This window comes from Streptomyces sp. P5F9 (assembly GCF_057961495.1).
In genome coordinates this window covers 1-10,645 of record NZ_JBXVPZ010000340.1, presented here as the reverse complement: position 1 = coordinate 10,645, position 10,645 = coordinate 1, and the positions used below count along the sequence as shown (strand labels likewise).

The following is a 10,645-nucleotide window of genomic DNA, read 5'->3' as shown; positions in this document are numbered from 1 at the left end:
GCAGCCACCCCCCGGCCACCAGCCGGGCCGCCCCGTCCGGAGCGAGCCGCCGTGCCACCTCCCCCGGCGTCGGCCGCGCGGTGGGGTCCTTGGCCAGACAGGCACTCGCCAGCTCCCTCAACTCACCGTCCATCTCGCCCAGTTCGGGCTCCTCGTGGACGACCTTGTAGAGGAGTGCGGCAGAGGAGTCACCGGGAAAGGGAGACGCACCCGTGGCCGCGTACACCAGCACGGCCCCCAGCGAGAAGACGTCGGACGCCCCCGCCGCGCCCTTCCCGAGGATCTGCTCCGGGGCCATGTAACCGGGTGAGCCGACGGAGACGCCGGTGGAGGTGAGAGAGGCGGTGCCGTCCGTGGCGCGGGCGATGCCGAAGTCGATGAGGAGCGGTCCGTCGAGGGTGAGGAGCACGTTGGACGGCTTCACGTCCCGGTGCACGAGCCCCAACTCGTGTACTGCCGTGAGCGCTTCGGCCAGCCCCGCGCCGAGCGCCCGCACGGTGGCCGTGGGCAGCGGCCCGCCGTCCGCGACGGCGGCGGAGAGGGAGGGCCCGGCCGCGTAGGCGGTGGCGACCCAGGGCACGGAAGCCTCAGGATCCGCGTCCAGCACAGGGGCCGTCCAGGCGCCGCCCACCCGGCGCGCGGCGTCGACCTCGCGGCGGAAGCGGGCGCGGAACTCCTCGTCGAGCGCGAAGTGCGGATGCACGATCTTGACCGCGACCGTACGCCCGCCCGCGCTGCGCCCGAGATAGACCCGGCCCATCCCCCCGGACCCGAGCCGGCCGAGCAGCCGGTAGGGCCCCACGACCGTGGGTTCGTCGTCTCCGAGCGGCTGCATGCCGTCCCCCTCCCCGTACGACTTCCAGCAGGGTAGTGCGCCGCACCCCGCCGGTGATGACGGCTGGAGCAGATCCGCGTTCTACGGCCTCTGTCTTCTATACGGCTATACGGCTATTACGGCTGGAGCAGTTCCACGTTCACGTCGGCGGGGAAACCGGTCGTGGCGCCGACGCGGCGGGCGAACTCGGCGACGGCGGCGAGCTGGGGCGCACCGAAGCGGAAGTCGAGGGTGGTGAAGTACCGCTCCAGAACCTCCTCGTCGAACTCCTCCCAGCGGGCGGCCTGTTCGGCGACCTTGCCGACCTCCTCCAGGGAGAGGTTGCGGGAGTCGAGGAAGGCCTCGTGGACCTTGCGGGTGATGACCGGTTCGCGCTCCAGGTAGTCGCGGCGGGCGGCCCACACGGCGAAGACGAACGGCAGCCCGGTCCACTCCTTCCAGAGCGAGCCGAGGTCGTGCACCTCCAGGCCGAAGCGGGGCCCGTCGAGCAGGTTGGCGCGCAGGGCGGCGTCACCGATGAGGACGGCGGCGTCGGCCTCCTGCATCATCAGGCTCAGGTCGGGCGGGCAGGTGTAGTAGTCGGGCCGGACGCCGTAGCGCTCGGCGAGGAGGAGCTGCGCGAGGCGTACGGAGGTCCGCGAGGTCGAGCCGAGGGCGACCCGGCGGCCGTCCAGCTGGTCCAGCGGGACCTGCGAGACGATCACGCAGGACATCACCGGGCCGTCGCAGCCGACGGCGATGTCGGGGAAGGCGACGAGGTCGTCCGCGTTGCGGAGGAACTCGACGAGCGTGATGGGCCCGATGTCGAGGTCGCCCCGCACCAGCTGCTCGCTGAGCTTCTCCGGGGTGTCCTTGGTCAGCTCGAAGTCGAGAAGCGTGCCTGTTCTCGCGAGCCCCCAGTACAGGGGCAGGCAGTTCAGGAACTGAATGTGGCCGACGCGCGGCCGGATGCGAGAATTGTCCACGACGTGAGGCTAGACCTCATGCGGTACGCTCCATACTTCGGCCCCACAGTCAAGCCTTTGGCGATCTTCAAACGTCCGGGTGATGTGATCTTGGCCTCTATTGCTTTCGGCTGCCCGCGTGCTAGGCTCGCCGCAAGTTGCAGTTTGGTTTCCCTTGCAGTACAGAGCCTGCGGAGCATGTAACCGCGGGCTCTAGTCGTTTTCAGACGTATGCAGTAGTGCGGGACTTTGTTTTCACACTTAGCAGGGTTCTGGAGCAGGGCAACCCTTTGGGCCCAAGGAGGGCTTATGGCTACCGGAACCGTGAAGTGGTTCAACGCCGAAAAGGGCTTTGGCTTCATCGCCCAAGAAGGCGGAGGCCCCGACGTCTTCGTTCACTACTCCGCGATCAACGCGAGCGGCTTCCGCTCGCTGGAGGAGAACCAGCAGGTCTCCTTCGACGTGACCCAGGGCCCGAAGGGCCCGCAGGCGGAGAACGTCACCCCCGTCTGAGTCACCTGATCGCAGTCCTTCGGTCTCGGAGCCTGGTGCTTTGATCCGGAACAGATAGCAGTACCCAAGGAGCCCCGCACCGCAAGGTGCCGGGGCTCCTGCCTTTGCCTCCGGCGGTTGGGCGGGCTGCGGAGAGAGCCACCGGTTGTCAGTGGGGGTCGGTAGGTTCCCGGTCATGACATCGACGCCGTCCGCCTCCGCCGAGGCCGACTTCGTGAGCAGTACCCGGACCTTCTACGACGCCATCGCCGAGGACTACGCCGACCATTTCGCCGGGGAACGCAGCGCCAAGCCGCGGGACTGGACGGTGCTGGCGGGCTTCGCCGACTTGGTGAGCAGGGGCGGCGGCGGGGGCGGGCAGGTGGTCGACCTCGGTTGCGGGCCGGGGCGGTCCACGGCGTTCCTCGCCGCGCAGGGGCTGGACGTGTTCGGCCTCGATCTGTCCGAGTCGATGCTCGCGATCGCGCGCCGCGAGAACCCGGGGCTGCGCTTCCGGCAAGGCTCGATGCTGGACCTGGACATCCCAGACGGCACGCTGGCGGCGGCTGTCTCCTGGTACTCGTCCATCCACACGCCTGTGGACCGACTCCCGTTCCTCTTCGCGGAGTTCCACCGGATCCTCGCAGCGGGCGGATACCTGCTGCTCGCCTTCCAGGCCGGCGACCGGCCCCTCACCCTCGACCAGCCCTTCGGTCACCCGGTGACCCTCGACTTCGAACGCCGGCGACCGGAGTTGATGGCCGAGTTGCTGGAGGCGGCGGGGTTCAGGCTGCGGTCACGGACCGTGCGGGAAGCGGAAGAGGAGCTCGGGGAGTCGTCAGCGCAGGCGTTTCTTGTAGCCCGGAAGCCGGCGGAGGTCGGCTGAGGCTTCCAGGAATCGGCGGGCGCCGACCTCGCTGGGGTATTCGCGCACGGTGAAGGCGGCTGCCGGCGTGCCGACGCTCCATGCGAAGAGCGCCGGTACGACGGGGAGCACGAGCAGCGCCGGGACGAGGGCGGCGCGCCCCAGGTTGTGGCCGCGCTGGGTCTCGTAGCGCTTGTTTGTCCAGGCTTGGGCAGGGGGCGGCGGGTTCAGCAGCTTTCTTACGGATGGCCCGGCGCTGTTGCACCCAGCCCCAGACCGCGAATCCGCACGATGCGGCCGCCTGCGTCCAGTCCCGCGCCGGGCGCAGGATCGGGGGCAGGTGGACCCGGAACGACTGGTAGAGGTCGACGACGACGCCGCACATCATGGCCATCGGCACGAGCCAGAGGAGCGCACCGGAAGAGCGCCTCAGCCAGTAGAGCGCGCCGCGCTTGTACAGGTTCTGCCGAGCCCGGGCAGTTTCGGGATGGCGGAGCGGATCATGTTCGGGACGGGTGTTCCTGCAGCCAGCGTCGGGCACCGACCTCGCTCGGGTATTCGCGGACCGCGAACGCGGCGATCACCCAGCCGACGCAGCCCGCTGCGAGGGCCGGGGCGACCGGTGCCGCGACCAGCCAGAGGGCGCGGCCCGCGACGGCCAGTCCGGTGGAGCGCCGGGTCTCGTCACGCTTGGCCTGGCGTGACTTGCCGGGCGTTGGCGGGTCCAGCAGCTTCTTGTGAAGGTCCCGCCGCTGCACCCGCCACCCCCAGGCAAAGGCCACGAAGGACAGGACCGCCTGGGCCCAGTCCCACACCGTGCGCACGGCAGGCGGCAGGCTGGTGCGGAAACTCCCGTAGAGGACGAGCGCGATATAGCAGAAGAAGGCCACCACGACGAACCAGAGGAGGGCTCCGGAAGCCCGGCGCAGCCAGTAGCGCGTGCCGCGCTCGTACCAGGTGGTGCCGAGCCCGGGCAGGGCGGGAATCCGGGCCGGGGTGCCGGACCCAGGGGCCTCAGAAGATGCTTTTGATGCCATGCCAGACGTCATCCTTCAGTCGTACGAAGTCATGCCCGGTCTCCGTCATGACATGGCCCGTGCCGTGCAGCACGCCGCCGACCACGCCGTGGTCGTGGATGTCCTCGCTCCAGTGCTCGTGGAACGCGTGGTCGATGACCCCGGTCGCCCCGACGACGATCGCGCCGCCCACTCCGGCCACGACGATGGCGGGCGCTTCGAAGGGCGCAGCGGCCACCAGGCCTGCCGTGATGGCCACACCGGTGGCCAGCCCCGCGACGTTGGCACCCCCGTCCACCGCCACGGAATGCTGCCAGGACCACCCCTTGTCGTGGTCCTCGGACGCCTCCAGCAACCCGCAGGCACCGGCCGCCGCGACGTCCAGCACAGGAACCTCCTTGAGGAAGTCCGGCAGCTTGTCCAGGCTCTCGCCCGCGCGCAACGCGTCCGCCGCGTCGGCCAGTTTGACGTTCAGGGCACGGTCGTAGGGCAGCTTGGTGCTGCCGTAGTCGGCGCGGGCCATGTCCTCTTCCAGCGACTGGACCCTGGCGACGGCGTCGGCGTAGGCACCCTTGGCGGGAAAGTCCTTGGGGAGCGAGCGGCCGGCCTTCTGGAACGCCTTGCGTTCGGAGCGGAGTTCCTTCTTGGCCGCCTGCGCCTCGGCCTTGGCGTCGTCGATCTTCGTGCGGGCCTTGGCGCCGTCGACCCGCGCGTCCTCGGCGTCGAAGGCGTACAGACCGCGCAGATAGTCGACGACGGTGATCTTGTCGCCGGCGGTGACCTCCGCTTTGCCGGTCACCTCCGCGTACAGCGCCTGCAACTGGTCCGCCGCCGCCAGCCGCGCCTTCTGTGCCGTGTGCAGAACCTCCTTGCGCACGGTGTCGTACTCGCCCATCGCGGAGAGCGTCTTCTGCTCGTCGGCACTGGGCGGAGTCGAGGTGACCGTCGGCAGCGGGACGCCCTTGTCCCCCATCGCGACGCCCTTCTTCGTCGCCACGTGCTCCGCGTTCTGCAGGGCCGTCTCACACGTGGAGAGCGCGTCGGCGAGGGTGTCCATGATGTCGCCCGCCTCGTGGACGAGGGCGGCGAAGGCACCGGCGGTCACGGCGTCCTCGGTGTACGTGGCACGGAAGGACTCCGCCGACTCGCCCTTCCAGCCCGCGTCGTCGACCAGGGCGTCCACAGCACGGGTGAGAGGACTGATGACGTCGTCGAGCTTGTCCTTGGCGTTCTTGTACGTCGTGGCCATTGTGCGGAGTCCGCCGATGTCGCCGCCGACCCAGCTGTCGCCCATCAGCCCTCCCCCGCCATCAGGTCGTCGAACACGCCGTGGACGTCGATGTCGTGCCGGTGGAAGGAGTCACGGGCGTACGCGACCTTGTCGCCCCGGTCGTCCAGTCGGTCGGCGAAGCCGATGTGGAGGGCGACGATGAGATCGGCGACCTCCTTGATGGCGTGGTCGAGGGCGGAGTCCCCACCGCTCACCACGGGCGGGGCCACCTCGTCGTGCAGCTTCCGATAGTCGGTGGCCTGGTCGTGGAACGTCGTGGCCATCGAGGTCAGGTCACCCATGACCGCTTTGAAGTCGGCCGACATCAGCGCACCTCCCGCGCGTAGGCGGCCAGATCGGCCAACTGCCAGTTGGGTGGTCCTGGAGCCACCCGTGGGTCGAGCAGCACGGTGACCCCCTGCTGGCCCACCCCTTCGGCCAGCGGCCCGAGAGAGGTGGCGACCCACGGCTGGGCCTCACCGAGCGCGGTGACCAGCTTCTCCAGGGTCGTGAAGGCGAACGCCACGGTCCCGGTCACGTCGGTGGGGTGGGCGAAGAGTTCGTACGCGATGAACGGCACGCGGACCGGACGGCCGTCGTCGTACGTCGTGTCGACGTACCGGGGATGGGCGGGTACGAACACGGGCGTCTCGTACGGCGGGACACCGGGCTTGGGTCCTGGCCGCCGCTCCGCTCCCGGGCGGGCCGGCGCCGCCTCCGCGAAGTCGAGCAGCCTGGAACGGCGCGGTTCCGGCGGACCAGGCGTCCCCGCCGGCTCCCGCGCGTAGTCAAGAAGGCGCGACCGATTCGGCTCCCCCACCGCCGTCTCCTCTTCCCGCGAGTCATCGTGGTCACTGTGGACGTTTGCGCGCCCTCACAGTAGCCACGTCACGAGCGCCCAAATCCGCCTATGTCCCGCCTCCGATCCCGTTGCATGCGCAATGCATACGGCCGCTTGATCCGGGCCTGGCCATCCCTTGACCGGGTGATGACCAGGCCGCGACAGCCAAGAAGGCAGCCCTACGACCGCTGCGCCCCGCTGCCTACAACGCCCCCGCCAGATCCATCGCCGCCACATACCCGAACGTCATCGCCGGCCCGATCGTCGAGCCCGCGCCCGCGTAGCTGTGCCCCATCACCGCCGCGCTCGCGTTCCCGGCCGCGTACAGACCGGGGATCACCGAACCGTCCGCCCGCAGCACCCGGGCCCGTGCGTCCGTGCGCATGCCACCCTTCGTGCCGAGGTCGCCGGGGACGATGCGGAAGGCGTAGTACGGGGGCAGCCACAGCGGGGCCAGGCAGGAGTTGGGGAGGATCGACGGGTCCGTGTAGTAGTGGTCGTAGGCGCTGTCGCCGCGCCCGAAGTCCGTGTCCTTGCCGTTCGCCGCAAGGGAGTTGAAGCGGCTCACCGAGGACCGCAGGGCCGCCGCCGGGACGCCGATCGACGTGGCCAGCGCGTCCAGCGTCCACGCTTTGTACGCCGCCCCCGAGCTGTACCAGTCGTCGGGGAACGTGAACGTCGGCAACACGTCCCGGAACAGGTAGCGGTTGCGGTAGTTCTGGTCGACGATCAGCCAGGCCGGGATGTCGGGAGCGGCGGTGTCGCGGTCGTACATGATGTGGACGACGTCGCTGTACGGCGCGGCCTCGTTGACGAAGCGGGAACCGGCCTGGTTGACCAACAGGCCGCCGGGGAGGGTGCGTTCGGCGAGGCAGAAGTACGGGTCGCCGGGAAGCGGGATGGCGGGTCCCCACCAGGCGTCGTCCATCAACGCCAGGGCCGCGCCCGCCCGTTGGCCCGCCTGGATGCCGTCGCCGGTGTTCTCCTTCGCGCCGACGGTCCAGTCCGTGCCGATGGGCCGGCGCTGGTACTGGGCGCGCATCGCCGCGTTGTGCTCGAAGCCACCGGAGCCGACCACGACCCCGCGCCGGGCACGCACCAGTCCGGCGGTTCCGGCCCGGGTGACGACCGCTCCGGTGACGGCGCCGCCCTCCAAGTACAGGTCGGTGAGGGGGGTGTTGAGCCACACCGGCACCTGCGCGGACTGGAGTCCGGCCCGCAGGCCGGCGGCGAGGGACTGGCCCATGGTGAGGGGCTTCTGGCCGAGCAGCGCCGCCTTCGTCCCCCGGGCCAGGCACTCGGTCGCGACGGCCGCGCCCTTCACGCTCACCGCGGCCAGGTCGAGCCACTTGTAGTCGGCGCTGAAGACGACCATGCCCGAAGGGACGGCCAGGTAGGGCGGGTTGAGGTGGGCGAGTTCGGTGCCGAGGATGTTTCCGTCGAGCTGATCGGGTTCTATGGAACGGCCGCCCGGGAGCCCGCCCGGCAACTCCGGGTAGTAGTCGCTGTATCCCTCCATCCAGCGGAAGCGCAGCGGGCTGTTCGCCATCACGAAGGAGATCATGGCGGGACCGTGGGCGAGGAAGGACTGCTGTCGGTCCGCCGGGACGTCGGTGCCGACGACCGCGGAGAGGTAAGTGGCGGCTTTGGCGGGGGTGTCGGGGACTCCGGCCGCCAGGATCACCGGGTTGTTGGGGATCCAGATCCCCGCGCCCGAGCGCGCCGCCGATCCCCCGAACGTCGGCGCCTTCTCCACCACCACACAGCTCAGCCCCTGCTTGGCGGCGGTCAGCGCGGCCGTCATCCCGGCCGCCCCCGCGCCGATCACCACGACGTCGTAGGTGCCGAGGAGAGGGAGGTCGGCGGCCCGTGCCGTGTGCTGCACCCCGGCGACGACACCGAGCGCCGCAACCGCACCACCGGCCAACACGCGTCTTCTACCGGGGAGTTGTGCCTGTCCGTCCGCGCTCGTGGTCATGGCCGCTCCAGCCCGACGGGGAATGGGCTGGGAATGTCGCGCGGGGGTCTTGGGAAGTCAATGACCAGGTACGCACCACATCACCCTGAACGGCCGCTAGTTCGCGTACAACGCCTCGATGTCCCGCGCGAACTCCTGCATGACGAACTCCCGCCGCAGCTTCATCGACGGCGTCAGATGGCCCGCCGCCTCGGTGAAGTCCACGGGCAGGATGCTGAAGCGGCGGATGGACTCGGGGCGGGAGACCAGCTTGTTCGCGTCGTCGACGGCGCGTTGCAGGACCCCGATCAACTCCTCGTCGTTGACCAGGAGTTCGGCGGGGACCGGGTGTTTGCCGTTCATCTGGCGCCAGTGGGTGATGCCTTCGAGGTCGAGGGTGATGAGGGCGGCGACGTAGGGGCGGCGGTCGCCGACGACCATGCACTGGGCGATCAGCGGGTGGGAGCGGAGCCAGTTCTCCAGGGGGGCCGGGGCCACGTTCTTGCCGCCCGCGGTGATCAGGATCTCCTTCTTGCGGCCGGTGATGGTGAGGTAGCCCTCGTCGTCGAGGCGGCCGATGTCGCCGGTCGCGAACCAGCCGTCCTGGGACGCGGGGATCACCCCGTCGCCGTGCGGGTCCCAGTAGCCGCGGAAGACCTGGCCGCCGGAGAGCAGGATCTCGCCATCCGACGCGATGCGGACCTTGGTGCCCGGCATGGGCCAACCGACCGTCCCCAGGCGGGGTTTGAGCGGGGGCGTGCAGGTCGCCGCCGCCGTCGTCTCGGTCAGGCCGTAGCCCTCGAAGATCTCGATGCCCGCACCGGCGTAGAACGCGGCGAGGCGGCGGCCCAGCGGGGAGCCGCCGCAGATGACGTAACGGAGCTTGCCGCCAAGGGCGTTGCGGATCTTGCGGTAGACGAGCGGGTCGTAGAAGGCGCGGGCGGTCTTCAACGGGCGGGTCGGGCCCGGCCCCTTGCCGGACTGGCGGGCCTCCAGGGCCTCACCGTAGCGGCGGGCGACGTTCGTGGCGCGGTCGAAGACCTTGCCGCGGCCGCCCTTCTCGGCCTTCGCCCGCGCGTTGTTGAAGACCTTCTCCAGCATGTACGGGATGGCCAGCAGGAAGGTCGGCTGGAAGCTCGCCAGGTCGGCGAGCAGGTCCTCGGACTTGAGGCTCGCCGCGTGGCCGAGGCGGACCCGGGCGCGGATGCAGGCGACCGCGACCATGCGGCCGAAGACGTGGGAGTAGGGGAGGAAGAGGAGCGTGGAGGGCTCTTCGTCCGCCTTGTTCTTGAAGACGCCGTAGAGGAGTTCGATCGCGTTGTCGATCTCCGCGAGGAAGTTGCCGTGGGTGATCGCGCAGCCCTTGGGGCGGCCCGTGGTGCCCGAGGTGTAGATGACGGTGGCGAGCGTGTCGGGCAGCAACACCCCACGCCGTACGGAGACTTCCTGGTCCGGGACGGTCCGGCCGAGTTCGGCCAGCCGGTCCAGGTGCCCCTTCTCGAAGACCCACATGTGCCGCAGGTCGGGCAGCCGCGGTGTCTCCGGACCGAGCGCCGCCGCCTGGGCGACCGTCTCGGCGGCCATCGCCACCGCGCCCGAGTCCTGGAGGATCCAGCGGATCTGGAAGAGGGAGGATGTCGGGTACACCGGGACGGTGACCAGACCGGCCGCCCACGCGGCGAAGTCGAGGAGCGTCCACTCGTACGACGTCCGCGCCATGACCGCGATCCGGTCGCCCGGCGCGAGCCCCTCCGCGATCATCCCCTTGGCGACGGCCTGCACCTGCTCGGCGAACTCCGTCGCCGTCACATCACGCCAATTGCCGTCCTCGTCCTGCCTGCTGAGGACCACGTGCTCCGGTGCCGCCGCCGCGTTCTCGAACGGCAGGTCGGCGAGCGAGCCGTGCGTCGCCGGCGGCACCAACGGCGGTACGGACACCTCCCGCACCACGCCGTCCAGCCGCCGGATCTCGGGCTCGACGAGCACGGGCGCGCCGTCGTAGTCGTAGCCGGACGGATAGACGAGGGACATGGCAGCTCCTGTGGCGTGCAGCTTGTACCGCTCTGCTGCATTAGGTACGCATGGTGCGTACCGAGGCGTTCATCCCGGCCCGCCGCCGGGGTGTTACCTCGGGTCAGGTCGAAGATCGTACGGGGCCCGCGTGGGGACTTTGTGCTGGTTCGGGGGTGGTACGGAGCCGGGCCTGTGCAACCTCGGCGGGTTCGCACGGCTTTGTCGGCCATACGTCGGCCCTGCGTCACCTCTGCGTCGGCCATGCGCCCGCCATGGACCGCCCGGCTCGCCCCACTTGGCCTTACCTGCGGTAACATTACTGCGAAGTAAGCCGAAAAGAGCCGCCCAGGAAGCCACCCGGGAGTGGGACATGGCCAACCCCTTTCCGCCCCTCACCGACACCCCCGCACTC

Annotated in this window: 10 protein-coding genes; 2 read left to right on the top strand and 8 right to left on the bottom strand. The window is 70.0% G+C overall.

Annotated features, from left to right (window positions below; translation table 11 throughout):
- Both AC31A1_RS37170 and AC31A1_RS37165 read right to left on the bottom strand, forming a co-directional pair.
- A partial coding sequence (locus tag AC31A1_RS37170) for a serine/threonine-protein kinase (RefSeq protein WP_489657524.1) occupies positions 1-835 on the bottom strand: 835 nt, incomplete at its 3' end.
- 116 nt (positions 836-951) lie between these two features.
- Complete coding sequence (locus AC31A1_RS37165) at positions 952-1,800, bottom strand: menaquinone biosynthetic enzyme MqnA/MqnD family protein (RefSeq protein WP_489657523.1); 849 nt, start codon at positions 1,798-1,800, stop codon at positions 952-954.
- A 288-nt stretch (positions 1,801-2,088) separates the two neighbouring features.
- Between AC31A1_RS37165 and AC31A1_RS37160 the strand changes: the two genes are divergently transcribed.
- The gene (locus AC31A1_RS37160; RefSeq protein ID WP_003992177.1) at positions 2,089-2,292 is read left to right on the top strand and encodes a cold-shock protein; all 204 of its coding nucleotides are present in this window, start codon (positions 2,089-2,091) and stop codon (positions 2,290-2,292) included.
- Positions 2,293-2,467: 175 nt separating this feature from the next.
- The gene (locus AC31A1_RS37155) at positions 2,468-3,157 is read left to right on the top strand and encodes a class I SAM-dependent methyltransferase (RefSeq protein WP_489657522.1); all 690 of its coding nucleotides are present in this window, start codon (positions 2,468-2,470) and stop codon (positions 3,155-3,157) included.
- 479 nt (positions 3,158-3,636) lie between these two features.
- On the opposite strand, the gene AC31A1_RS37150 is transcribed toward AC31A1_RS37155, so the two are convergent.
- The 6 genes from AC31A1_RS37150 to AC31A1_RS37125 all read right to left on the bottom strand — a co-directional run bounded on the left by AC31A1_RS37150 (position 3,637) and on the right by AC31A1_RS37125 (position 10,251).
- Positions 3,637-4,173 carry a hypothetical protein gene (locus tag AC31A1_RS37150; RefSeq protein ID WP_489657521.1) on the bottom strand — a complete coding sequence of 179 codons (537 nt, stop codon included), beginning with the start codon at positions 4,171-4,173 and terminating at the stop codon, positions 3,637-3,639.
- Positions 4,151-5,446 (bottom strand): WXG100 family type VII secretion target, encoded by a 1,296-nt coding sequence (locus AC31A1_RS37145; RefSeq protein ID WP_489657520.1) that lies wholly within the window; start codon positions 5,444-5,446, stop codon positions 4,151-4,153. Before AC31A1_RS37145 ends, AC31A1_RS37150 begins: the two co-directional genes overlap by 23 nt.
- Positions 5,446-5,748, bottom strand: a complete 303-nt coding sequence (locus tag AC31A1_RS37140; protein ID WP_489657519.1) for a DUF6317 family protein — start codon at positions 5,746-5,748, stop codon at positions 5,446-5,448. The genes AC31A1_RS37145 and AC31A1_RS37140 overlap by 1 nt, the downstream gene beginning before the upstream one ends.
- The gene (locus AC31A1_RS37135; protein WP_489657518.1) at positions 5,748-6,242 is read right to left on the bottom strand and encodes an SAV_915 family protein; all 495 of its coding nucleotides are present in this window, start codon (positions 6,240-6,242) and stop codon (positions 5,748-5,750) included. Before AC31A1_RS37135 ends, AC31A1_RS37140 begins: the two co-directional genes overlap by 1 nt.
- Positions 6,243-6,465: 223 nt before the next feature.
- Complete coding sequence (gene kstD, locus AC31A1_RS37130; RefSeq protein ID WP_489657517.1) at positions 6,466-8,241, bottom strand: 3-oxosteroid 1-dehydrogenase; 1,776 nt, start codon at positions 8,239-8,241, stop codon at positions 6,466-6,468.
- Positions 8,242-8,337: 96 nt separating this feature from the next.
- Entirely contained in the window at positions 8,338-10,251 is a 1,914-nt protein-coding gene (locus AC31A1_RS37125) for an AMP-dependent synthetase/ligase (protein WP_489657516.1), read from the bottom strand.
- Positions 10,252-10,645: the final 394 nt, after the last annotated feature.